Source organism: Streptomyces sp. NPDC001406, from assembly GCF_042895285.1.
Classification (GTDB): Bacteria; Actinomycetota; Actinomycetes; order Streptomycetales; family Streptomycetaceae; genus Streptomyces.
In genome coordinates this window covers 44,228-68,096 of sequence record NZ_JBIAWG010000016.1, presented here as the reverse complement: position 1 = coordinate 68,096, position 23,869 = coordinate 44,228, and the positions used below count along the sequence as shown (strand labels likewise).

Below are 23,869 nucleotides of genomic sequence, written 5' to 3'. Positions count from 1 at the left end.
CACCCCATCCCCCACCCATGGAAGGGACACCATGGCAACCAGCACCCTGAGCCGGGTCACCAAGGCCCTGCTCGCCCCCGCCCTGGCGCTCGGCGCCACCGTCGCACTCGCCTCCGCCCCCGCCTCCGCCGCCGTGTGGAGCTCCTGCGACCAGTGGGGCAACACGACCCTGAACGGCTACACCCTCTACAACAACATCTGGGGCTCCGGCGCCGGCAGCCAGTGCGTCTGGGCCAACTCCGGTACCAACTGGGGCGTCTGGGCCAATCACCCCAACACCGGTGGCATCAAGTCCTACCCCAACGCCAAGAAGGTGATCAATAAGCCGATCACCTCCCTCGGATCGCTCACCAGCAGTTACAACGTCACGGTGCCGTCGTCCGGCGCGTACAACACCTCGTACGACATCTGGGACACGGCCTACCACTACGAGATCATGCTCTGGGTCAACAAGACCGGAGCCGTCGGCCCGCTCGGCACCTCGCAGGGCAATCTGACGCTGGGCGGGCACACCTGGACCGTCTACAAGGGCAACAACGGCTCCAACGACGTCTTCTCGTTCGTCCGCACCTCTCACTCGACCTCCGGCACGGTCAACGTCCTGCCCATCCTGAAGTGGATCAAGGACACCAAGGGCTGGTTCGGCAACGTGACCATCGGCGACGTGCAGTTCGGCTACGAGATCACCAGCTCGTCCGGCGGCCTGAACTTCACCACCAACAGTCTGACGGTCAGCAGCAGTTGATGCGGACGGGAGCGGTGTCGAGTTTGATGGGGGCATGCGAATCACCACCTCCCACGCCACCCCTGTGCGCCGCGTCCTGACCGCCGTCACCGCGATCGCGGCCGTCGCGCTCACCGCGCCGGGCCCCGCGGTCGCGGCCGTCGCGCTCACCGCGCCGGGACCCGCGGTCGCGGCTTCCGCATCCGGGCCCGCCCCCGCGCGCATCACCGCAGCCGTCGCCGACCCGGCCGCCCTCCGTCCGATCGCCGACCTCTCCGCCGAGCGGCTCGCCACCGCCGACCTGGTGGCCGCCGCGAAGTGGGGCACCGACAGCCCCATCGACGACCCCGCCCGCGAACAGCAGGTCCTCGATTCCGTGGCCGCCCAGGCGCAGCAGCTCGGCGCCGACCCGGACGAGGCGCGGCGGATCTTCCGCGACCAGATCGAGGCGAACAAGATCGTGCAGCGTGCCCTGTTCCGGCGTTGGACCGACCACCCGGACCAGGCGCCCACCACCCGCCCGGACCTGAGTGTGATCCGCAAGGAGATCAACCGCATCAACACGGCGCTCGTCCAGGCCCTCGCCGACACAGCGACGGACCGGTCCGCGGTCATGTGTGTGCCCGAACTCGTCCTCGCCGCCCTCCAGGTCCACCACGAGAAAGGTCTGGATCACCTGCACACCAAGGCGCTGGCCAGGTCCCTGCGTTCGGTCTGCGGAAGTTGACCCCGCTGTGCCGAGGCGCCTGTTCCGGGCAGGGGCCGGCGCCTCGGCGCGCTCATTTTGTGATCGGCAGCTTCGCTCCGTCCCGCAGGAACAGGGGGATGCGGTCCAGGGGGGCGTCGACCGTCACCGCCGTGCCGCCCTCGTACGGGTCACCGGTCCACGCGTCCGTCCACCACGCGCCCGCCGGGAGGTAGGTCGTGCGGGCCGTGGCGCCCGCCGTCAGCACCGGGGCGACGAGCAGGTCGCGGCCGAAGAGGTAGGCGTCGTCGACCGACCAGGACGCCTGGTCCTCGGGGAACTCCAGGAACAGCGGGCGCATCACGGGCAGGCCCTCCTCGTGGGCCTCCCTCATCACACTCAGGACGTACGGCTTGAGGCGCTCGCGCAGCCGCAGGTACTTCTCCAGCACGGCGCCCGCCTCCTCGCCGTACGACCAGACCTCGTTGGGGCCGCCCGTCATGTCCGGGCCCAGCGGCCTGCCCGGGTCGCGGAAGCCGTGCAGCCGCATCAGCGGGGACAGCGCGCCGAACTGGAACCAGCGGACCATCACCTCGCGATACGCCGGGTCGTCCGGGTCGCCGCCGTGGAAGCCGCCGATGTCGGTGTTCCACCAGGGGATGCCGGAGAGGGAGGTGTTGAGGCCGGCCGCAATCTGGCGGCGCAGGGTCGCGAAGTCGGTGCCGATGTCACCGGACCACAGGGCGGCACCATGGCGCTGACTGCCCGCCCACGCCGAGCGGTTGAGGGTGATCACCTCGGTCTCGCCGGCCGCGCGCAGGCCCTCGTCGAAGACACGGGCGTTCTCGCGCGGGTAGAGGTTGCCGACCTCCAGGCCGGGACCGGCCCAGTAACGCAGGTTCTCCTGGAAGCCGGGCTTCAGCTCGGGCTCGCAGGCGTCCAGCCAGAAGGCCGTGATGCCGTACGGGTCCAGGTAGTTCTCCTTGATCCGGGACCAGAGGAAGTCACGGGCGTCCGGGTTCGTGGCGTCGTAGAAGGCCACCTGGACGGTCGAGGCGACCTCCTTGTCGGGCCAGTCGGCGTGCGCCATCGGGCCGTACTGCGTGCCGATGAAGTAGCCGCGCTGCTCCATGACCGAGTGGTTCTCGGACAGCGGGGACACCGACGGCCACACGGACACCACCAGCTTGATGCCCAGCTCCGCCAGCTCCCGCACCATCGCCGCCGGGTCCGGCCATTCCTTCGGGTCGAACTTCCACTCGCCCAGATGGGTCCAGTGGAAGAAGTCGCAGACGATGGCGGACACGGGCAGCCCACGGCGCCTGTACTCCCGTGCCACGACGAGGAGTTCGTCCTGGGTGCGGTAGCGCAGCTTGCACTGCCAGAAGCCCGCCGCCCACTGAGGCAGCATCGGCGTGCGGCCGGTCACCTCGCTGTAGCGGCGCTGGCCGTCGGCCGGGGTGCCCGCCGTGATCCAGTAGTCGATCTGGCGCGCCGAGTCCGCCACCCAGCGGGTGCCGTTGCCGGCCAGCTCCACCCGGCCGATCGCCGGGTTGTTCCACAGCAGGGTGTAGCCGCGGCTGGAGGTGAGGACCGGGATGGCGACCTCGGCGTTGCGCTGGACCAGATCCAGGACCAGGCCCTTCTGGTCGAGCCGGCCGTGCTGGTGCTGGCCGAGGCCGTAGAGCATCTCGTCGTCGTAGGCGGCGAAGCGCTGCTCCAGGCGGTGGTGACCGTTGCCGACCGCGGTGTACAGGCGCGGGCCGGGCCACCAGAAGTGGGCGCGCTCCTCGGCGAGCAGTTCGCTCCCGTCGGTCGTGCGGACGAAGCGCATCAGGCCCTCGGCGCTCACCTCGACGGTGAGGGTGCCGACCGTCAACCGCCCCTGTCCGTCCTCGGTCTTGACGGTGTACGGCGTCGCCGGGGCGTCGTCGAGCAGCGCGCCCGGGAGCCCCTGGAGTATCGGGCCACCGATGCGTGCCCGGACCCGGACCGCGTCCGGACCCCATGGCTCGATGCGTACGGTCTCCTGACGGCCGCTCCACTCCAGCGCGCCGTCCCGCTCGCGGAAGGTGCCGACGGTGGGTGACGACTGCGCGAGGCTCACCTGGGGCTGGTTTTCGGCAGGCTGATTCACGAAGGGTGCTCCCGAAACGACATGAGGTGCCCCGGAGGGCAGCGAAGGCTGGTCAGGAGGAGGCGGGGGCGGCCGGGACCGGACCCGAGCTGGCCCGTACCGTCAACTCGGGTGTGATCAGCACGACTTCGTCGGTTCCACGGCCGTCGAGCTTGGCCACCAGGTGCTCCACGGCGTACCGGCCCATCTCCTGCGCGGGGATGGCGACGGACGTCAGCCGCACCGACGCCTGGACGGCGACCTGCTCCGGACAGATCGCGACCACGGACACGTCCTCGGGCACGGCCCGGCCCTGCTGGCGCAGCAGGGCGAGCAGCGGCTCGACCGCGGACTCGTTCTGCACGACGAACCCGGTGGTGCCCGGGCGCTCGTCGAAGATCCGGGCGAGGGTGACGGCCATCGCGTCGTACCCGCCCTCGCACGGGCGGTGCAGCACCCGAAGGCCCAGCTCCCGCGCGCGGGAACGGAGTCCGACGAGGGTGCGCTCGGCGAAGCCGGTGTGCCGTTCGTAGACCGCGGGCGCCTCTCCGACGACAGCGATGTCGCGGTGACCGAGCCTTGCGAGGTGCTCGACGCACAGGGCGCCCGTCGCCGCGAAGTCCAGGTCGACGCAGGTCAGACCGGTGGTGTCGGCGGGCAGCCCGATGAGGACCGACGGCTGGTCGGTCCCGCGCAGCAGCGGCAGCCGCTCGTCCTCCAGCTCGACGTCCATCAGGATCATCGCGTCCGCGAGCCCGCTGCCGGTGACCCGGCGCACCGCGTCGGGGCCCTCCTCGCCGGTGAGCAGCAGGACGTCGTACCCGTGCGTGCGCGCCGTGGTGGCCACCGCGATGGCGATCTCCATCATCACCGGCACATACATGTCCGTCCGCAGCGGAATCATCAGCGCGATGATGTTCGACCGACTGCTGGCCAGGGCACGGGCGCCCGCGTTCGGGTGGTAGCCGAGCTCCCGGATGCTCTGCTCGACCCGCTGCCGGGTGATGGCGGAGATGGACCGCTTGCCGCTGAGGACATAGCTCACCGTGCTCGCCGAGACTCCGGCGTGCTGGGCGACCTCGGCGAGGGTGACCATCCAGCTCTCCAAGTTGTGTGAAGCGCTTCGACAGTGCGCATTGCCGGCAAGGGTGAGTGAGGGTGTCTCGACAGTAGCTTCAGCGGGGGTGGGTGTCCATAGGTGTCGAAGCGCTTCGACAGTTTTTGGTGTGGCGAAAGGGCGGCAGCCTTTCGGCCGGTGGCGACCACAGACAGGCGGCACACGAACCGTCCCCCGGAAGGACCCCCGATGCAACACCGCAGACCGCGCCTGTCCACGAAGGCGAAGACGCTCGTCGCGGCCTCGGTCGCCCCGGCGGCCGCCGCGGGCGTCACCGTGGCGGCAGGCTGGGCGAGCAAGACGTGCGCGGCCTGCGCCATGCTCGGCAAGTACTACGTCACCTCTCGGCCGTGACCGGCCGAGGCTGTGTAGGCAACGCCCCCGGCTGGTCGCACCTTGTCGCGCTCCCAGCGCCACACTGAACCTCGACGACTTCACCCAGGCACTCGTTCGGCGCAAGCTGATGAGCAATGACAAGTACGTCTCCGGCATCGAGGCCGGGACCGAGGTGTTCAAGGGCTCCGGGCGGCTCGATACGAAGTCGTACTCCGTCGACATCGGCTGATACACGCGCCGATCGGACGCACGAGGACTGGTGGGGGCGGCCCGTTTCGGGTACCAACGATCCAGTAGCACTGGTCAGTAGCGAACGGTCCCCGACAACCCTATTCGCGGCGAGGTGAGCCTCATGTCCGCCCCCATCACCAAACCCACGGTCACCGAGCGGGAGGCCCGGCAGGTCGCGGAGGCCGCCCGGGAACAGGACTGGCGCAAGCCCAGCTTCGCCAAGGAACTGTTCCTCGGCCGCTTCCGGCTCGACCTCATCCACCCCCATCCGCTCCCGGCGGACGAGGATGTGCAGCGCGGCGAGGAGTTCCTCGCCAAGCTGCGCGACTTCTGCGAGACACGGATCGACTCGGCCCGCATCGAGCGCGAGGCGCGGATCCCGGACGAGGTCATCGACGGGCTCAAGGAGCTCGGCGCCCTCGGCATGAAGATCGACACCAAGTACGGCGGGCTCGGCCTCACCCAGGTGTACTACAACAAGGCGCTCGCCCTGGTCGGCTCTGCCTGCCCCGCGGTCGGCGTGCTGCTCTCGGCGCACCAGTCGATCGGCGTACCGCAACCGCTGAAGCTGTTCGGCACGCAGGAGCAGAAGGACGCCTTCCTGCCGCGCTGCGCCCGCACCGACATCAGCGCCTTCCTGCTCACCGAGCCCGACGTCGGCTCCGACCCCGCCCGCCTGGCCACGACCGCGGTGCCCGACGGGGACGACTACGTCCTCGACGGGGTCAAGCTGTGGACCACCAACGGCGTGGTCGCCGACCTGCTGGTGGTCATGGCCCGGGTGCCGAAGAGCGACGGACACAAGGGCGGCATCACGGCCTTCATCGTGGAGACGAACTCGCCGGGCATCACCGTGGAGAACCGAAACTCCTTCATGGGGCTGCGCGGCATCGAGAACGGTGTCACCCGCTTCCACCAGGTCCGGGTGCCCGCCGCCAACCGTGTCGGGCCGGAGGGCGCGGGCCTGAAGATCGCGCTGACCACGCTGAACACCGGGCGGCTGTCCCTGCCCGCCTCGTGCGTCGCCGCCGGCAAGTGGTCGTTGAAGATCGCCCGGGAGTGGTCCGCGGCGCGCGAGCAGTGGGGCAAGCCGATCGCCCAGCACGAGGCGGTCGGGTCGAAGATCTCCTTCATCGCGGCCACCACCTTCGCCCTGGAGGCCGTGAGCGAGCTGTCGTGCCAGATGGCCGACGAGAACCGCAACGACATCCGCATCGAGGGCGCGCTCGCCAAGCTGTTCGCCTCCGAGATGGGCTGGCTGATGGCGGACGAGCTGGTGCAGATCCGCGGCGGCCGCGGCTTCGAGACGGCGGAGTCGCTCGGGGCCCGCGGCGAGCGCGCGGTCCCCGCCGAGCAGATCCTGCGCGACCTGCGCATCAACCGCATCTTCGAGGGCTCCACCGAGATCATGCATCTGTTGATCGCGCGCGAGGCCGTCGACGCCCACCTCTCGGTCGCCGGTGACCTCATCGACCCCGAGAAGTCCCTGTCGGACAAGGCGAAGGCCGGCGCGAACGCGGGCGTCTTCTACGCCAAGTGGCTGCCCAAGCTGGTCGCCGGACCCGGCCAACTCCCGTCCTCCTACGGCCGGTTCAAGCACGGAGTGGACCTCGCCCCGCATCTGCGCTACGTCGAGCGGCACGCCCGCAAGCTGGCCCGCTCCACCTTCTACGCCATGTCCCGCTGGCAGGGCCGGATGGAGACCAAGCAGGTCTTCCTGGGCCGGATCGTGGACATCGGCGCCGAGCTGTTCGCGATGAGCGCGGCCTGTGTCCGGGCCGAGCTCCTGCGCAGCCAGGGCGACCACGGCCGCGAGGCCTACCGGCTCGCCGACGCCTTCTGCCGGCAGTCCCGCATCCGGGTCGACGAGCTCTTCGGCCGCCTGTGGAGCAACACCGACGACAACGACCGGAAGATCGTCAAGGGTGTCCTCGGCGGCGACTACGAGTGGCTGGAGCAGGGGATCGTCGACCCCTCGGGCGAGGGCCCGTGGATCGCCGACGCGACCCCGGGTCCCAGCATGAGGGAGAACGTGCACCGCCCCATCCGGTAGGTCAGCAGTACTTGTCGCTCGGATCCCGCGTCGTCCAGGAGCAGGAGTCGACCTTGGTGCCGCTCGCCTTGGTCAGCGTCGCCGTGTCGCTGGTGTTGTTCCACACGTAGGCGCGTCGGCCCTGGTACTTGTTCGACGCGGTGTCCGTGCCCTTGCCGGTGTGGATCTTCATGTACTTCCCGGCACCGATCTTGACGTTCGGGAAGACGTACTTGTGGTTGGAGGCGTCCTTCAGGATCCAGCCCCTCAGCGAGATCGCCGAGCCGCTGGTGTTCTTGATCTGCACCCACTCGCCGTTCAGGCTCGTGTTGGACCCGGTGTCCGAGCCGGGGCTGTCGAACCAGACGTGATGGATGATCACGCCACCGGCGGCCTCGGCCGGGCTGCTGAGCAGGGTGCCGGTGAGCAGCGCCGCGCCCGCGAGAGCGGGCAGGGCAGCGCGTATGCGCAGGGTACGCATGGAGAGATCCCCCCAGGATGTCGTCCGCGGGCCGGCTGTTCCACCGGCCAGAACAGAAGAGTTATCACAAGATCTTCACGCCGACTTCACAAAGGCGATTTCGCCCCATTCGGCAACGAGAGCTGATAAGGCACCCTCCCGAGGGACGCACTTGTCCTGCCGGACACCGGTTGCGGCAACAATGGGGGGATGAGCGACAGTCCAGCGCCCCTCGCCGACCCGCACCTCGTCCACGACCCTCACACCGGGGACGGGCCCAAGGACGTGGTGATCCTCGGCTCCACCGGGTCCATCGGCACCCAGGCCATCGACCTCGTGCTGCGCAACCCCGACCGTTTCCGGGTCACCGCCCTGTCCGCCAACGGCGGACGGGTGGCCCTCCTCGCCGAGCAGGCGTACCGGCTGCGGGTGCGGACCGTCGCCGTGGCCCGCGAGGACGTCGTACCGGCCCTGCGCGAGGCGCTCTCCGCGCAGTACGGCGCCGGGGAGACGCTCCCCGAGATCCTCGCCGGACCGGACGCCGCCACCCAGCTGGCCGCCGGTTCCTCGGAGTGTCACACCGTCCTCAACGGCATCACCGGCTCCATCGGCCTCGCCCCGACCCTCGCCGCCCTGGAGGCGGGCCGCACCCTCGCGCTCGCCAACAAGGAGTCGCTCATCGTGGGCGGCCCGCTGGTCAAGGCGCTCGCCAAGCCCGGCCAGATCATCCCGGTCGACTCCGAGCACGCCGCGCTCTTCCAGGCGCTGGCCGCCGGTACCCGCGCGGATGTGCGCAAGCTGGTCGTCACCGCCTCCGGCGGCCCGTTCCGCGGCCGTACGAAGGCGGAGCTGGCGCGGGTGACCGTCGAGGACGCCCTCGCGCACCCCACCTGGGCCATGGGCCCGGTCATCACGATCAACTCCGCGACCCTCGTCAACAAGGGCCTGGAGGTCATCGAGGCACACCTGCTGTACGACATTCCCTTCGACCGCATTGAGGTTGTCGTGCACCCGCAGTCGTATGTCCACTCGATGGTTGAGTTCACCGACGGATCCACACTCGCCCAGGCGACGCCCCCCGACATGCGTGGGCCGATCGCCATCGGTCTCGGCTGGCCCGAACGGGTACCGGACGCGGCGCCCGCCTTCGACTGGACCAAGGCCTCGACCTGGGAGTTCTTCCCCCTGGACAACCAGGCCTTCCCGTCGGTCGACCTCGCCCGGCACGTCGGACAGCTCGCGGGCACCGCACCGGCGGTGTTCAATGCGGCCAACGAGGAGTGCGTCGAGGCGTTCCGTGCCGGTGCCCTGCCCTTCAACGGGATCATGGAGACCGTCACACGGGTGGTCGAGGAGCACGGAACGCCCCGTACGGGAACTCCACTCACGGTGTCGGACGTCCTCGAAGCGGAGACCTGGGCACGGACCCGGGCCCGGGAACTGACAGCGCACAAGGCGACCGCGGAGGCGCGTGCATGACAGCCCTGATGATGATCCTCGGCATAGTCGTCTTCGTGGTCGGCCTGCTGGTCTCGATCGCCTGGCACGAGCTGGGGCATCTGTCCACCGCCAAGCTCTTCGGCATCCGCGTACCGCAGTACATGGTCGGCTTCGGCCCCACCATCTGGTCGCGGAAGAAGGGCGAGACCGAGTACGGGATCAAGGCGATCCCGGCCGGCGGCTACATCCGGATGATCGGCATGTTCCCGCCGGGCGAGGACGGGCGGATCACCGCGCGCTCCACCTCGCCCTGGCGCAGCATGATCGAGGACGCCCGCTCGGCCGCCTTCGAGGAGCTCAAGCCGGGCGACGAGACCCGCCTCTTCTACACGCGCGCGCCCTGGAAGCGCGTCATCGTGATGTTCGCGGGCCCGTTCATGAACCTGGTCCTCGCGGTCGCCCTGTTCCTCACGGTCCTGATGGGCTTCGGCATCTCCCAGCAGACGACGAGCGTCAGCTCCGTCTCCCAGTGCGTGATCGCGCAGACCGAGAAGCGCGACACGTGCAAGAAGTCCGACCCCGTCTCCCCGGCGGCGGCAGCGGGACTGAAGGCCGGCGACAAGATCGTCTCCTTCGACGGGGTGAAGACCGAAAGCTGGAACCAGCTCTCCGACCTGATCCGGGCCAACCCCGACAAGAACGTGTCCATCGTCGTCGAACGCAAGGGCCACGAGGTGACCCTGCAGGCCAAGCTCGTCAGGAACAAGGTCGCCAAGAAGGACGGCCACGGGCAGATCGTCGACGGCTACACCTACGCCGGCTTCCTCGGCTTCAGCGCCGCGAGCGGCGTCGTCCGCCAGGACTTCGGCCAGTCCCTGACCTGGATGGGCGACCGGCTCGGCGAGGCCGTCGACTCCATCGCGGGCCTGCCCGGCAAGATCCCGGCCCTGTGGGACGCGGCCTTCGACGGCGCCCCCCGTCAGCCCGACTCCCCGATGGGCGTGGTCGGCGCGGCCCGCGTCGGCGGCGAGATCTTCACGCTGGACATCCCGCCGACCCAGCAACTGGCCATGGCCCTGATGCTGGTCGCCGGCTTCAACCTCTCCCTGTTCCTCTTCAACATGCTCCCGCTGCTCCCGCTGGACGGCGGGCACATCGCGGGCGCCCTGTGGGAGTCCGTCCGCCGTCATCTGGCCAAGGTGCTGCGCCGCCCGGACCCCGGTCCGTTCGACGTGGCGAAGCTGATGCCGGTGGCCTATGTGGTGGCCGGGATCTTCATCTGCTTCACGATCCTGGTGCTGATCGCGGACGTGGTCAACCCGGTGAAGATCTCATAGCCACGTCACGTTCGAGGCGGCCCGCAGCCCTGCGCTCCGGGCCGCCTTCCCATGAGTGGGTTTAACCGGGTGGGATGTGCTCGGCCCTTGGCCAGTGCCGTAATCTCGAAGCCTGGAGCCCGCCGGTCACGGGACCGGACCTTGATCCACGACTTGGGGTTGCACAGCAGATGACTGCGATTTCTCTCGGCATGCCGTCCGTTCCGACCAAGCTCGCCGAGCGGCGCAGGAGCCGGCAGATCATGGTCGGCTCCGTGGCGGTCGGCGGAGACGCGCCGGTGTCGGTGCAGTCCATGACCACGACCCGCACGTCCGACGTCGGCGCCACCCTCCAGCAGATCGCCGAGCTGACCGCGTCCGGCTGCCAGATCGTCCGAGTCGCCTGCCCCACGCAGGACGACGCCGACGCGCTCTCCGCCATCGCCCGCAAGTCGCAGATCCCGGTGATCGCGGACATCCACTTCCAGCCGAAGTACGTCTTCGCCGCCATCGAGGCGGGCTGCGCGGCCGTCCGGGTCAACCCCGGCAACATCAAGCAGTTCGACGACAAGGTCAAGGAGATCGCCACGGCGGCGAAGGACCACGGCACCCCGATCCGCATCGGCGTGAACGCGGGCTCCCTCGACCGCCGGCTGCTCCAGAAGTACGGCAAGGCCACCCCCGAGGCGCTCGTCGAGTCGGCCCTGTGGGAGGCGTCCCTCTTCGAGGAGCACGACTTCCGGGACATCAAGATCTCCGTCAAGCACAACGACCCGGTCGTGATGATCGAGGCGTACCGCCAGCTCGCCGCCCAGTGCGACTACCCGCTCCACCTCGGCGTGACCGAGGCGGGCCCGGCCTTCCAGGGCACCATCAAGTCGGCGGTCGCCTTCGGCGCGCTGCTCAGCCAGGGCATCGGCGACACCATCCGCGTCTCCCTGTCGGCGCCTCCCGTGGAGGAGGTCAAGGTCGGCAACCAGATCCTGGAGTCCCTCAACCTCCGCCAGCGCGGCCTGGAGATCGTCTCCTGCCCGTCCTGCGGCCGCGCCCAGGTCGACGTCTACAAGCTGGCCGAGGAGGTCACGGCGGGCCTGACCGGCATGGAGGTCCCGCTGCGCGTCGCCGTCATGGGCTGCGTCGTCAACGGCCCCGGCGAGGCCCGCGAGGCCGACCTCGGCGTCGCCTCCGGCAACGGCAAGGGCCAGATCTTCGTCAAGGGCGAGGTCATCAAGACCGTGCCCGAGTCCAAGATCGTGGAGACCCTCATCGAGGAGGCCATGAAGCTGGCCGAAAAGATGGAGGCGGAGGGCACCGCGTCGGGCGAGCCGTCGGTGTCGGTGGCGGGCTGAGCCCGCGCCCCGAAGGGGCGCGGGGAACTGCGCGACAAGCCACGACGATCCGGCACTCGCCAAGCGAACCCAGCCCCCCGAGCTCGAAGGCGCACAGCCAAAGCAGCGCAGCTATAGTGCGGAGATCAGCAGAACCCCAGGGTGAGGCCCCGCACGTGTTGACCCAGACCACCTCTCGGGTGCTCGAACCGAGCGACCTGGACGCGGCGCTCGCGGTCCTCGACCGCGAGCCCGTCGCGAATGCCTTCGTGACCTCCCGGGTCCAGATCGCAGGCCTCGACCCGTGGCGACTCGGCGGCGAGATGTGGGGCTGGTACGAGGACGGCATGCTGACGTCCCTGTGCTACGCGGGCGCCAACCTCGTCCCCATCTGCGCCACCCCGAGGGCCGTACGCGCCTTCGCGGACCGCGCGCGCAGGGCCGGCCGCCGCTGCTCCTCCATCGTCGGCCCCGCCGAGTCCACCTCCGAGCTGTGGCGCCTCCTGGAGCCGCACTGGGGTCCGGCCCGCGACGTCCGAGCCCGCCAGCCGCTCATGGTCACCGACCGCATGCCCGCCGACATCGCCCCAGATCCCTACGTCCGCCGCATCCGCAAGGACGAGATGGAGACGATCATGCCGGCGTGCGTGGCGATGTTCACCGAGGAGGTCGGCGTCTCCCCGCTGGCCGGTGACGGCGGGCTGCTCTACCAGGCCCGGGTCGCCGAACTCGTCGGCTCCGGGCGCTCCTTCGCCCGCCTCGACCAGAACGGCAAGGTCGTCTTCAAGGCGGAGATCGGCGCGGCGACCACCCAGGCCTGCCAGATCCAGGGCGTGTGGGTGGCCCCCGAGCACCGGGGGAAGGGGCTGGCGGCGCCGGGCATGGCGGCGGTGCTGCGGTATGCGCTGGCGGACGTGGCGCCGATGGTGAGCCTGTACGTCAACGACTTCAACACGGCGGCCAGGCGGACCTACCGAAGAGTGGGGTTCCAGGAGGTCGGCGCGTTCATGAGCATCCTGTTCTAGCTCGTGCTTCCAGCTCCTGCATCCGGCTCGTGCCTCCGACGCCTGCCGCCGGCTCCCGCGCAGCGTGATCCGGCCGCGCTCCGCAGTGCAGTTCTGAGCCCGGTGCGAGACCTGTAGTCTCCCCGCATGCTGCGCTTTCCCGGTCACGGTCACCGCCATCCCGAGGACATCGTGATCGGCCCGCTCGACCTGCCGGCCCGCGTCGACGAGGCCCTCGCCGTACAGGCCGTCGCCTTCGGGCTCGGCGCGGACGAGATCGCCGTACGCCGTCAGATCGTCCTGCGCCACATGACCTTCCCGGGTGCCCGCGCCCTCGGGGCCACCACCCCCGACGGCCGCCTGGCCGGATTCGTGTACGGCATGCCCAACGACCGCGCCCACTGGTGGTCCACCGTCGTGGAGCCCTATCTGCGCGCCCAGGGCCACGACGAATGGCTCGACGACTCCTTCGTGATCACCGAGCTGCACGTCCACCCGCGCTACCAGAACCGCGGCATCGGCCGCGCCCTGATCACCACGATCACCGACGGCGCCGCCGAACCCCGCTCGATCCTCTCGGCGATCGACACCGACAGCCCGGCCCGCGGCCTCTACCACTCCCTGGGCTACCAGGACCTGGCCCGCCAGGTCCTCTTCCCCAGCGCCCCCAAGCCGTACGCCGTCATGGGCGCCCCGCTGCCCCTGCGCCGCCGTTAACCGATTTCCACCGGCACAGCAAGCCCGGCTAACCTCCTTGCCATCACCCTTTCCCGGCAGGAGTACGAGAACCATGGCGAACGCACCGGTCCAGCGCATGTCCCAGTTGATGGCGAAGACGCTGCGCGACGACCCGGCGGACGCCGAGGTCCTCAGCCACAAGCTCCTCGTCCGGGCCGGCTATGTCCGCCGTACCGCGGCCGGCATCTGGAGCTGGCTGCCGCTCGGCAAGAAGGTCCTCTCCAACGTGGAGCGGATCGTCCGCGAGGAGATGGACGCGATCGGCGCCCAGGAGGTGTCGCTCCCCGCCCTGCTGCCGCGGGAACCCTACGAGGCGACGGGCCGCTGGGACGAGTACGGCGCCGAGCTGTTCCGGCTGCAGGACCGCAAGGGCGGCGACTACCTCCTCGGCCCGACCCACGAGGAGATCTTCACCCTGCTGGTGAAGGACCAGGCGTCCTCCTACAAGGACCTGCCCGTCATCCTCTACCAGATCCAGACCAAGTTCCGTGACGAGGCCCGTCCCCGCGCCGGCATCCTGCGCGGCCGTGAGTTCCTGATGAAGGACTCGTACTCCTTCGACACCGAGGACGAGGGCCTCGCCCGGTCCTACGCCCTGCACCGCCAGGCATACCAGCGGGTCTTCGAGCGCCTCGGCCTCGACTACCGCATCTGCGCCGCGACCGCCGGCGCCATGGGCGGCTCCAAGTCCGAGGAGTTCCTCGCCCCGGCCGAGGCCGGCGAGGACACCTTCGCGGACTGCCCGAACTGCGACTTCGCGGCCAACACCGAGGCGATCACGTACGAGCTGAAGCCGGTGGACGCCACCGACGTGCCCGCCGCCGAGGAGATCCCGACCCCGGACACCCCGACCATCGAGACCCTCGCCGCCCACCTCGGCGTCCCGGCCTCCGCCACCCTCAAGAACCTCCTCGTGAAGGTCGACGGCGAGATCGTCGCCGTCGGCGTCCCGGGCGACCGCGAGGTCGACATGGACAAGGTCGAGGCGCACTTCGCCCCGGCGGTCGTCGAGATGGTCACCGAGGCCGACTTCGCGGACCGCCCGGACCTGGTCCGCGGTTACGTCGGCCCGCAGGGCCTGGAGAAGGTCAAGTACCTCGCCGACCCGCGCGTCGCCCCCGGCACCTCCTGGATCACCGGTGCCAACAAGGCGGGCATGCACGCGAAGAACGTCGTCGCGGGCCGTGACTTCGAGGTGGACACGTACGTCGACGTCGTGGTGGTGCAGGAGGGCGACCCGTGCCCGAAGTGCGGCACCGGTCTCAAGCTCGACCGCGCCATCGAGATCGGCCACATCTTCCAGCTGGGCCGCAAGTACACCGACGCCCTCAAGCTCGATGTGCTCGGCCAGAACGGCAAGCCGGTCCGCGTGACCATGGGCTCCTACGGCATCGGTGTCTCCCGTGCGGTGGCCGCCATCGCCGAGCAGAGCGCCGACGAGCACGGCCTGGTGTGGCCCAAGGAGGTCGCCCCGGCCGACGTGCACGTCGTCGCCGCCGGCAAGGCCCTGCAGACCGAACTCGCCCTGGACGTCTCCGAGAAGCTGCGGGCGGCCGGCCTGCGCGTCCTGGTCGACGACCGGGCCGGCGTCTCCCCGGGCGTGAAGTTCACGGACGCCGAGCTCATCGGCGTACCCCAGATTCTGGTGGCGGGCCGCCGCTCCGCCGAGGGTGTCCTGGAGCTCAAGGACCGCAAGACGGGTGAGCGCGAGGAACTGACGGTGGACGAGGCGATCGCCCGCCTCACGGCGCGGTAAGGGAACTCCTCAGAACCCGACGGCGGCGGCAGTCACACTGACGGCCGCCGCCGGCACCAACTCCGGCTCGCCCGGCGGCACCACGGACACCGACACCTCGTCATCCACCGGCCTGCCGGCGTCTTGTGCCGACGGCTCAGCCGACGCCACCTGCCCTGATCGACTCCTGTGTGGCTCGACCGCGCGACCGGAACGGTCACCGTCCCGGAGGGCGTCCGCCTCGACCCGGGCGCCACGGTCAAGGCCTGGGCCGCCGCCCTGCTGGTGCGCGCCGCGGGCTTCCCGGTCAGGCTCAACAGCGACCCGGCCGTTGCGGGGGAGCCCCCGGCGGGCGGCCGGCAGATCCGCGTTCAGGACATCACCGGATCGCTCACCGCGTCTCCCGGAACCGCCCTAAAGCCACCCGGCGAACTCCAGCAACAGCTCGGCATCCTTCGGCCGTCCCACCCGGAGCGCTCGTACCCCGGACTCCACGGCCCGGAACAGGGTCCAGCCGCGCAGCCTGTCCTGGTCCACGTCCAGGGACTCGGCGAGCCGTTTGACCCGTCGACGGGTGGTCGCCGCTCCCGACGGTGAGGCGATCAGGTCCTCCACGCGGTCGCGCACCAGCCGGGCCAGGTCGAAGGCGCACTCGCCGACCACCGGGTCCGGGCCCACGGCCAGCCACGGCGAACGTTCACCGGCGAGGACCTTGCTCTGCCGGAAGGTGCCGTGCAGCAGCCGGTGCTCGGGCGGTGCGGCCAGCAGTTCCGCACGGACCGCGAGCGCCGCGTCGACCAGCGGTGCCGCCTTTGGATCCGTACCGGCGCTCGCCCGCATCGCCTCCGCCTGCCGGCCGGTCCGTTCGGCCACGGTCTCGAAGCGAGGCGCGGCGTCGTCACCCGGAGGCTCCACCCACAGCCGTCGCAGCGTCCCCGCCGCCTCCAGCAGTGCCTTCGCCTCCGGCAGCGACCGCAGGGACACGTCCGGATGCAGTCGTTCGAGCAGGAGCACGCCCTCGGTCGCGGCGGGTTCCAGCAGTTGTACGGCGCCCAGGCCGTCCCAGTGCCGCAGCGCCGCCCGCTCGCTCTCCGGCCGGGCCCGGGGCGGGGCCAGCTTCAGCACGGCAGGGGTGCCGTCCGGCCGCCGCACCAGCACGACGAGGCTGCTGCGGCCGCCCGGCACCTGGACCCGCTCGACGGTCAACTCGCGTAGCGCGACGGCCTGTTGTGCCGCCTCCGGCAGCTTCTCCAACCAGTCGTCGCCCTCGGGCGCCGTCTCACCGAGCGCCCTCACCAGGCGCTGCGGCGGTTCGAAAGCCATGCGCGAGTCGTTCCCTTCCTGCTGTACGGGGCGGCGTGTTCGGTCACGCCGACGCGGTCGCCGAGGCCGAGGCCGGGGCCGAGGGCGATGCCGTACCGGCCGCCTGGCCCGCCCGCTCGGCGAGACCAGGGAAGGCTACGCTCTCCCCGCGCCAGCGCACCGCCCGCACCGCTGCTTCCCGCAGCGCCGCGGCGGCCGCGCCGCGTCGTTCGCCCACCGCCGCCCGCACCAGGTCGGAGTACACCCCGGCCACCCGGTCCTCCAGTTCGGCGGCGAGCCGGACCGCCGCGGCCGAGTCCGGCACCGGGAAGGGCAGTGCGTACCCGGCGCTCGCGGCGATGGGCTCACCGCCCAGGTCGCGCACCTCGCGCACCAGCGCGTCGCGCCGGGCCCGGTGCGCGTCGTACGCCGTCTGCGCCTGGGTCCGCCGCTCCTTGCCGATCCGCCCGCCGACCACCCCGTAGCCGTACACCGCCGCGTGCTCGGCGGCCAGCGCCGCCTGCAGGGCCTTCAGTTCGCCGTTCTTGGCCTCGTCGCTCACTTGCCACCCTCCGTCAGCAGATACGCGTGCGCCGCCCCGGCCGCCGCCACCGAGGCCAGCAGCCGGGCCAGCTCGCCCGGGACGTCCAAGAGGGCCTTGGCCCGCCGGTCGGCCAGCGACCGCTCGGCGGCGGCGAGATCGGCGAGGGCGTCCTTCTCGACCGCCGGGACGATCGGGGAGGCGGACGGGGAGGCCGAGCCGGACTCCTTCGGCGAGCTCGACGGCGTGGGCGTGGGCGTGCCGTCCGTGAACGCCTGCGCGTGCGCCGCGACCTCGGCCCGCAGCGGCCGCAGCCGCTCCGCGAGCGCCGGATGCACGGCGATCACCGCGTCGTACCGCTCCACCAGCCCCAGGCTGTCCCGGGCCGCACGCGCGCGTGCCCGCTCGGTGGCCGACGGACCGCCGCCCGTGTCGCCGTCCGGATCGGCGCCCGAGGAACAGCCCACGAGCAGGGCCGCCCCCGCGGCCGAGGCGAGCAGGGACCTTCTGCGCGGCCCCGAGGGGGTGCGCGAGAGCGGGGGGAACGGCACGGCAGACGTCCTCGGGGAACTCGTACGAAGAAGGGGGGGCGGGCACGCCAGTGATCACGGTACCCGCGCACCCGTCCGGCACCAGTCACCGGCACCGCCCGACACCCCTCATCGGCACCGCCCGGCCCCAGGTGGACGGCAACACCGTCCGCGACCGGATACCCTTTGACCAGACACGCGACCCATCCCACAACAGCACACGCGGCCGAGGAGTCACCCGGATGAGCACCACCCAGAGCGAGAGGCTGCGGGAACTGCTGGAACCGCTCGTCGCCTCACAGGGCCTGGATCTCGAAGAGATCGCCGTGGACTCCGTCGGACGCAAGCGGGTGCTGCGCGTGGTAGTCGACTCCGACACCGGTGCGGACCTGGACCGGATCGCCGATGTGAGCCGCGCGCTCTCGGCGAAGCTCGACGAGACGGAAGCGATGGGCGAGGGGGCCTACGACCTGGAGGTCGGAACCCCGGGCGCGGAGCGCCTCCTCACGGAACACCGGCACTATGTGCGCGCCATGGACCGGCTGGTCAAGTTCCAGCTGGCCGAGGGCGGCGAACTGGTCGCCAGGATCCTGAAGGTCGACGACGAGGGCCTCGACCTGGAAGTCCCCGGAGTGAAGGGCCGCAAGGCCACCGCCCGCAGACTCGCCTTCCCCGACATCGACAGGGCGCGCGTGCAGGTCGAGTTCAGCCGCAAGGACAAGAACGAGAAGGAAGAGGAGGCGTAGCCGTGGACATCGACATGAGTGCCCTGCGGGGCTTGGTACGGGAGAAGGAGATCTCCTTCGACCTGCTGGTCGAGGCGATCGAGTCGGCCCTCCTCATCGCCTATCACCGCACCGAGGGAAGCCGCCGGCACGCGCGCGTGGAGCTCAACCGGGAGACCGGGCATGTGACCGTGTGGGCGAAGGAGGACCCCGAGGACCTCGAAGAGGGCCAGGAGCCCCGCGAGTTCGACGACACCCCGTCCGGCTTCGGCCGCATCGCCGCGACCACCGCCAAGCAGGTGATCCTGCAGCGGCTGCGCGACGCCGAGGACGACGCGACGCTCGGTGAGTACGCCGGCCGCGAGGGCGACATCGTCACCGGTGTGGTCCAGCAGGGGCGCGACCCCAAGAACGTGCTCGTCGACATCGGCAAGCTGGAGGCCATCCTGCCGGTGCAGGAGCAGGTGCCCGGGGAGTCGTACCAGCACGGCATGCGCCTGCGCTCGTACGTCGTCCGGGTGGCGAAGGGTGTGCGCGGTCCGTCCGTCACTCTTTCGCGTACACATCCCAATCTGGTGAAGAAGCTCTTCGCCCTGGAGGTGCCGGAGATCGCCGACGGGTCCGTCGAGATCGCGGCGATCGCCCGTGAGGCCGGTCATCGCACGAAGATCGCCGTCCGGTCCACCCGTTCGGGTCTGAACGCCAAGGGCGCGTGCATCGGTCCCATGGGCGGCCGGGTGCGCAACGTGATGGGCGAGCTGAACGGCGAGAAGATCGACATCGTCGACTGGTCGGACGACCCGGCCGAGATGGTGGCGAACGCGCTGTCACCCGCGCGGGTGACCAAGGTGGAGGTCGTCGACCTGGCGTCCCGGTCCGCCCGGGTCACCGTGCCGGACTACCAGCTGTCGCTGGCGATCGGCAAGGAGGGCCAGAACGCCCGGCTCGCGGCCCGGCTCACCGGCTGGCGGATCGACATCCGTCCGGACACGGAGCAGTCCGGGGAATAGATCTCGGCCTGCGGTGGCTCAGATTACGTCAGGTTACAACGCGGCAACTGTTCGAGACCTTACCCAAAAGGGTGAGGTTGCCGCGGGGAGGTAGACTTAGCTGTGTCTGGCCGGATGCACGCCCGAGCATGCCCTGAACGCACCTGTGTGGGGTGTCGGGAGCGATCGGCCAAGACGCAACTGCTGCGCATCGTGGCGATCAAGGACACATGTGTCCCCGATCCTCGCGGTACGCTGCCCGGCCGGGGTGCCTATGTGCACCCTGCCCTGGTCTGTCTCGACCAGGCGGTACGCCGCCGGGCGTTCACGAGGGCGCTTCGCGCCCCGGGAGCGCTCGACACAAAGGCGTTGCGCCGGTACGTCGAGCAGACGACAGTTGCCGAGCAGGCAACACCGTAAGAAGCGTCGCACGGAACGTCCGCGCGGCTCTGGTACCCCGCGAGTTGGAAGTAGGTCGAGATTGCGATGAGCACTCGATGAGCACGCGATGAGTACGCCCATGAAGTAGCGACGGTCCGGACACACCCGGACCTAAAAGGAGCGAAGTGGCTAAGGTCCGGGTATACGAACTCGCCAAGGAGTTCGGGGTTGAGAGCAAGGTCGTCATGGCCAAGCTCCAGGAACTCGGTGAATTCGTCCGTTCGGCGTCCTCGACGATCGAGGCGCCCGTAGTACGCAAACTGACTGACGCCTTCCAGGGTGGCAACGGCAAGTCCGCCGGCAAGCCCGCCCCGCGCAAGGCTGCCCCCAAGCCCGCCGCGCCCTCTCCGGTGCAGGCGGCGCGTCCGGCTGCACCGAAGCCGGCCGCCCCCAAGCCTCCCGTGGCCCAGCAGCCCGCGGCCCCCGCGGCTCCGGCCCCGGTGACCCCCGCGCCGGCCGCTTCCGGTCCGCGTCCGGTCCCGGGTCCCAAGCCCGCGCCGCGTCCGGCTCCGGCCGCGCCCGAGTTCACGGCCCCGCCGTCGGCCCCGGCTCCGGCCCCGGCCGCCGCGCAGGGTCCGCGCCCCGGTGCCCGTCCCGGCCCCGGCGGCCCGAAGCCCGGTGCCCGTCCGGCCGGTCCCGGCCAGGGCCAGGGCCGTCCCGGTCAGGGTGGTCCGCGTCCCGGTGCCCAGGCCCCGCGTCCGGGTGCCCGTCCGGCCGGTCCGCGTCCGGGCAACAACCCCTTCACGTCCGGTGGCTCCACCGGCATGGCGCGTCCGCAGGCGCCCCGTCCGCAGGGCGGCCCCCGTCCCGGCGGCCATGGCGGTCCCGGCGGCGCCGGTCCCCGTCCGCAGGCGCCCGGCGCCCAGGGCGGCGGTCCGCGTCCGCAGGCTCCGGGCGGTTCCCGTCCGAGCCCGTCCGGTATGCCCCGTCCGCAGGGCGGTCCGCGTCCCGGCGGCGGTCCCGGTGGTCCGCGTCCGAACCCCGGCATGATGCCGCAGCGTCCCGCTGCCGGCCCGCGTCCCGGCGGCGGCCCCGGTGGTGGGCGTGGTCCGGCCGGTGCCGGTCGTCCCGGTGGCGGCGGTGGCCGTCCGGGCGGCGGCGGCTTCGCCGGTCGTCCCGGTGGCGGCGGCGGTGCCCGTCCGGGTGGCGGCGGCTTCGCCGGTCGTCCCGGTGGCGGTGGCCCCGGTGCCGGTGGTGGCGGCGGCTTCGGCGGTGGCGGCGGTGGCCGTCCCGGCTTCGGCGGTCGTCCGGGTGGTCCCGGTGGCCGTGGTGGCACGCAGGGCGCCTTCGGCCGACCCGGTGGTCCCGCGCGTCGTGGCCGCAAGTCGAAGCGGCAGAGGCGCCAGGAGTACGAGGCCATGCAGGCCCCGTCGGTCGGCGGCGTGATGCTGCCTCGCGGCAACGGCGAGACCATTCGCCTGTCGCGCGGTGCCTCCCTCACCGACTTCGCGGAGAAGATCAACGCCAACCCGGCGTCGCTCGTCGCGGTCATGATGAACCTGGGCGAGATGGTCACGGCCACGCAGTCCGTCTCCGACGAGACGCTGCAGCTCCTCGCGGGCGAGATGAACTACGGCGTTCAGATCGTCAGCCCCGAGGAGGAGGACCGCGAGCTGCTCGAGTCCTTCGACATCGAGTTCGGCGAGGACGAGGGCGACGAGGAGGACCTGGTGGTCCGTCCGCCGGTCGTCACCGTCATGGGTCACGTCGACCACGGCAAGACCCGACTGCTCGACGCCATCCGCAAGACGAACGTCATCGCGGGCGAGGCCGGCGGCATCACCCAGCACATCGGTGCCTACCAGGTCGCGACCGAGGTCAACGACGAAGAGCGCAAGATCACCTTCATCGACACCCCGGGTCACGAGGCGTTCACCGCCATGCGTGCCCGTGGTGCGAAGTCGACCGACATCGCGATCCTGGTCGTCGCGGCCAACGACGGCGTCATGCCGCAGACGGTCGAGGCGCTCAACCACGCCAAGGCGGCCGACGTCCCGATCGTCGTCGCGGTCAACAAGATCGACGTCGAGGGCGCCGACCCGACCAAGGTGCGCGGTCAGCTGACCGAGTACGGCCTGGTGGCCGAGGAGTACGGCGGCGACACGATGTTCGTCGACATCTCCGCCAAGCAGGGTCTGCACATCGACAGCCTCCTGGAGGCCGTCGTCCTCACCGCAGACGCCTCGCTCGACCTGCGGGCCAACCCGGCCCAGGACGCGCAGGGCATCTCGATCGAGTCCCGGCTCGACCGCGGCCGTGGTGCCGTGGCGACGGTCCTCGTCCAGCGAGGAACGCTGCGGGTCGGCGACACGATGGTCGTGGGCGACGCCTACGGCCGAGTCCGCGCCATGCTCGACGACAACGGCAACAACGTCGCCGAGGCGGGCCCGTCGACGCCGGTGCAGGTCCTGGGCCTGACCAACGTCCCGGGTGCGGGCGACAACTTCCTGGTGGTCGACGAGGACCGTACGGCCCGTCAGATCGCCGAGAAGCGCGCCGCCCGTGAGCGCAACGCCGCGTTCGCCAAGCGCACGCGCCGCGTGTCCCTGGAGGACCTGGACAAGGTGCTGAAGGCCGGCGAGGTCCAGCAGCTGAACCTGATCATCAAGGGCGACGCGTCCGGATCGGTCGAGGCTCTCGAGTCCTCCCTGCTCCAGCTGGACGTCGGCGAAGAGGTCGACATCCGCGTCCTGCACCGCGGCGTCGGTGCGGTCACGGAGTCGGACATCGACCTGGCGATGGGCTCGGACGCCATCGTGATCGGCTTCAACGTCCGTGCGGCAGGCCGCGCGGCGCAGATGGCCGAGCGCGAGGGCGTGGACGTCCGCTACTACTCGGTCATCTACCAGGCGATCGAGGAGATCGAGGCGGCCCTCAAGGGCATGCTCAAGCCGGAGTTCGAGGAGGTCGAGCTCGGTACGGCGGAGATCCGCGAGGTCTTCAAGTCGTCCAAGCTCGGCAACATCGCGGGTGTTCTCATCCGCTCGGGCGAGGTCAAGCGCAACACCAAGGCGCGCCTCATCCGCGACGGCAAGGTCATCGCGGAGAGCCTCACCATCTCCGGTCTGCGTCGCTTCAAGGACGACGTCACCGAGATCCGCGAAGGCTTCGAGGGCGGTATCAACCTCGGAAACTTCAACGACATCAAGGTCGACGACGTCATCGCGACGTACGAGATGCGCGAGAAGCCGCGGGCGTAATTTCGGCCGACGGCTGATGCTGGCCGACGGGGATCACTCCCTGTCGGCCAGCAGTCTGCCCACTCGCACACCTGACTCGGTCAGCTGGACAGGTGCCCGCCCGGCCCTGGGGCTCGGTCCCAGAACCCGGGCAGGGACACGGTCCGCTGCACCCTTTTGGATTGCCCAGCCGCCCACCTGTCTCGGTTGGCCGGAAGGGCCAGCCGGCCCGGTCTCGGGGCTTCGCCCCGCACCCGGGGTGGTCCCGGGGCTTGCCTCGGAGCCCGGCTGGGGACCTTGTCCCCGGCACCCTCGTGGGGGTCCGTCCGCCGGGCCTGGTTGGCCGGCAGGGCGCCCTCGCGCCTCCTCGACCGCACGGTCGGCCCTGTTCGGGGGTGCAGGGGGCGGAGCCCCCGCCCGGGGTCTGGGGCGGGAGCCCCAGGGTGGGTGACCATCCCGCCGACCGAGTCGGGTGGGCGGGCGGGCAAAGATAAACCCCGTCGAGCCACCGGCAGGTTCGTTGTACGGTTCTGATGTCCCTGCCCACACCAACGCAGGGCCATCGATCCCGTACCGGCGGGTGAACCGGCTACACACATGTACGTGGGGACTCTGTCCTTCGACCTCCTCCTCGGCGACGTACGGTCGCTGAAGGAGAAGCGCTCCGTCGTCCGCCCGATCGTCGCCGAACTCCAGCGGAAGTACGCCGTGAGCGCGGCCGAGGTGGACCACATGGACCTCCACCGGCGAGCCATCATCGGCCTCGCCGTGGTCTCCGGAGACGCGGCACACCTCACCGACGTGCTGGACCGGTGCGAGCGACTGGTCGCCGCGCGCCCCGAGGTGGAACTGCTGTCCGTGCGACGGCGTTTCCACGGTGACGACGACTAGACCGCAGAA

The 23,869-nt window shown here is 70.7% G+C and carries 21 protein-coding genes; 15 read left to right on the top strand and 6 right to left on the bottom strand.

Annotated features, from left to right (window positions below):
- Nucleotides 1-31 precede the first annotated feature (31 nt).
- Nucleotides 32-745: a hypothetical protein gene (locus ACFY1J_RS33955; protein ID WP_390712392.1), complete on the top strand. Its 714-nt coding sequence runs from the start codon at nt 32-34 to the stop codon at nt 743-745.
- A 34-nt stretch (nt 746-779) separates the two neighbouring features.
- Entirely contained in the window at nt 780-1,451 is a 672-nt protein-coding gene (locus ACFY1J_RS33950; protein ID WP_390732534.1) for a chorismate mutase, read from the top strand.
- 52 nt (nt 1,452-1,503) lie between these two features.
- Here the strand turns inward: ACFY1J_RS33950 and ACFY1J_RS33945 are convergent, their stop codons facing one another.
- Both ACFY1J_RS33945 and ACFY1J_RS33940 read right to left on the bottom strand, forming a co-directional pair.
- Nucleotides 1,504-3,546 carry a TIM-barrel domain-containing protein gene (locus ACFY1J_RS33945; RefSeq protein ID WP_390712394.1) on the bottom strand — a complete coding sequence of 681 codons (2,043 nt, stop codon included), beginning with the start codon at nt 3,544-3,546 and terminating at the stop codon, nt 1,504-1,506.
- 52 nt (nt 3,547-3,598) lie between these two features.
- A complete protein-coding gene (locus ACFY1J_RS33940) occupies nt 3,599-4,621 on the bottom strand; it encodes a LacI family DNA-binding transcriptional regulator (RefSeq protein WP_390732533.1) in 1,023 nt (340 codons plus the stop codon).
- Nucleotides 4,622-4,831: 210 nt separating this feature from the next.
- On the opposite strand from ACFY1J_RS33940, the gene ACFY1J_RS33935 reads away from it, so the two are divergent.
- On the top strand, nt 4,832-4,996 hold the full coding sequence (locus tag ACFY1J_RS33935; protein WP_390712396.1) for a hypothetical protein: 165 nt from the start codon (nt 4,832-4,834) through the stop codon (nt 4,994-4,996).
- A gap of 334 nt (nt 4,997-5,330) precedes the next feature.
- Nucleotides 5,331-7,262 (top strand): acyl-CoA dehydrogenase family protein, encoded by a 1,932-nt coding sequence (locus ACFY1J_RS33930; protein WP_390712397.1) that lies wholly within the window; start codon nt 5,331-5,333, stop codon nt 7,260-7,262.
- A 1-nt stretch (nt 7,263) separates the two neighbouring features.
- Here the strand turns inward: ACFY1J_RS33930 and ACFY1J_RS33925 are convergent, their stop codons facing one another.
- Entirely contained in the window at nt 7,264-7,722 is a 459-nt protein-coding gene (locus ACFY1J_RS33925) for a lamin tail domain-containing protein (RefSeq protein WP_363298655.1), read from the bottom strand.
- Between the two features lie 189 nt (nt 7,723-7,911).
- On the opposite strand from ACFY1J_RS33925, the gene dxr reads away from it, so the two are divergent.
- The 6 genes from dxr to ACFY1J_RS33895 all read left to right on the top strand — a co-directional run bounded on the left by dxr (nt 7,912) and on the right by ACFY1J_RS33895 (nt 15,283).
- Complete coding sequence (dxr, locus tag ACFY1J_RS33920; RefSeq protein WP_390712398.1) at nt 7,912-9,180, top strand: 1-deoxy-D-xylulose-5-phosphate reductoisomerase; 1,269 nt, start codon at nt 7,912-7,914, stop codon at nt 9,178-9,180.
- 8 nt (nt 9,181-9,188) lie between these two features.
- Nucleotides 9,189-10,478 (top strand): M50 family metallopeptidase, encoded by a 1,290-nt coding sequence (locus ACFY1J_RS33915; protein ID WP_390712442.1) that lies wholly within the window; start codon nt 9,189-9,191, stop codon nt 10,476-10,478.
- Between the two features lie 170 nt (nt 10,479-10,648).
- On the top strand, nt 10,649-11,806 hold the full coding sequence (gene ispG, locus ACFY1J_RS33910; RefSeq protein WP_390712399.1) for a flavodoxin-dependent (E)-4-hydroxy-3-methylbut-2-enyl-diphosphate synthase: 1,158 nt from the start codon (nt 10,649-10,651) through the stop codon (nt 11,804-11,806).
- Nucleotides 11,807-11,961: 155 nt separating this feature from the next.
- Nucleotides 11,962-12,810 carry a GNAT family N-acetyltransferase gene (locus ACFY1J_RS33905; RefSeq protein ID WP_390712400.1) on the top strand — a complete coding sequence of 283 codons (849 nt, stop codon included), beginning with the start codon at nt 11,962-11,964 and terminating at the stop codon, nt 12,808-12,810.
- A gap of 126 nt (nt 12,811-12,936) precedes the next feature.
- Entirely contained in the window at nt 12,937-13,506 is a 570-nt protein-coding gene (locus tag ACFY1J_RS33900) for a GNAT family N-acetyltransferase (RefSeq protein WP_390732532.1), read from the top strand.
- Between the two features lie 73 nt (nt 13,507-13,579).
- Nucleotides 13,580-15,283, top strand: a complete 1,704-nt coding sequence (locus ACFY1J_RS33895) for a proline--tRNA ligase (RefSeq protein ID WP_390712402.1) — start codon at nt 13,580-13,582, stop codon at nt 15,281-15,283.
- Nucleotides 15,284-15,676: 393 nt separating this feature from the next.
- On the opposite strand, the gene ACFY1J_RS33890 is transcribed toward ACFY1J_RS33895, so the two are convergent.
- Genes ACFY1J_RS33890 through ACFY1J_RS33880 form a run of 3 tightly spaced genes read right to left on the bottom strand, consistent with a single transcriptional unit; the run spans nt 15,677 to nt 17,656 of the window.
- Nucleotides 15,677-16,585, bottom strand: a complete 909-nt coding sequence (locus ACFY1J_RS33890; protein ID WP_390712403.1) for an aminoglycoside phosphotransferase family protein — start codon at nt 16,583-16,585, stop codon at nt 15,677-15,679.
- Nucleotides 16,586-16,628: 43 nt separating this feature from the next.
- On the bottom strand, nt 16,629-17,126 hold the full coding sequence (locus ACFY1J_RS33885) for a ferritin-like domain-containing protein (RefSeq protein ID WP_390712404.1): 498 nt from the start codon (nt 17,124-17,126) through the stop codon (nt 16,629-16,631).
- The gene (locus tag ACFY1J_RS33880) at nt 17,123-17,656 is read right to left on the bottom strand and encodes a hypothetical protein (protein WP_390712405.1); all 534 of its coding nucleotides are present in this window, start codon (nt 17,654-17,656) and stop codon (nt 17,123-17,125) included. The genes ACFY1J_RS33885 and ACFY1J_RS33880 overlap by 4 nt, the downstream gene beginning before the upstream one ends.
- A 221-nt stretch (nt 17,657-17,877) precedes the next feature.
- Between ACFY1J_RS33880 and rimP the strand changes: the two genes are divergently transcribed.
- The 5 genes from rimP to ACFY1J_RS33855 all read left to right on the top strand — a co-directional run bounded on the left by rimP (nt 17,878) and on the right by ACFY1J_RS33855 (nt 23,860).
- Complete coding sequence (gene rimP, locus ACFY1J_RS33875; RefSeq protein ID WP_390732531.1) at nt 17,878-18,381, top strand: ribosome maturation factor RimP; 504 nt, start codon at nt 17,878-17,880, stop codon at nt 18,379-18,381.
- Between the two features lie 2 nt (nt 18,382-18,383).
- Nucleotides 18,384-19,370 carry a transcription termination factor NusA gene (gene nusA / locus ACFY1J_RS33870; protein WP_390712407.1) on the top strand — a complete coding sequence of 329 codons (987 nt, stop codon included), beginning with the start codon at nt 18,384-18,386 and terminating at the stop codon, nt 19,368-19,370.
- A gap of 102 nt (nt 19,371-19,472) precedes the next feature.
- A complete protein-coding gene (locus tag ACFY1J_RS33865; protein WP_363298644.1) occupies nt 19,473-19,769 on the top strand; it encodes a YlxR family protein in 297 nt (98 codons plus the stop codon).
- Between the two features lie 146 nt (nt 19,770-19,915).
- Complete coding sequence (gene infB / locus ACFY1J_RS33860; protein ID WP_390712408.1) at nt 19,916-22,990, top strand: translation initiation factor IF-2; 3,075 nt, start codon at nt 19,916-19,918, stop codon at nt 22,988-22,990.
- Between the two features lie 576 nt (nt 22,991-23,566).
- Nucleotides 23,567-23,860 carry a DUF503 domain-containing protein gene (locus ACFY1J_RS33855; protein ID WP_263213295.1) on the top strand — a complete coding sequence of 98 codons (294 nt, stop codon included), beginning with the start codon at nt 23,567-23,569 and terminating at the stop codon, nt 23,858-23,860.
- The last annotated feature ends 9 nt before the right edge of the window (nt 23,861-23,869 follow it).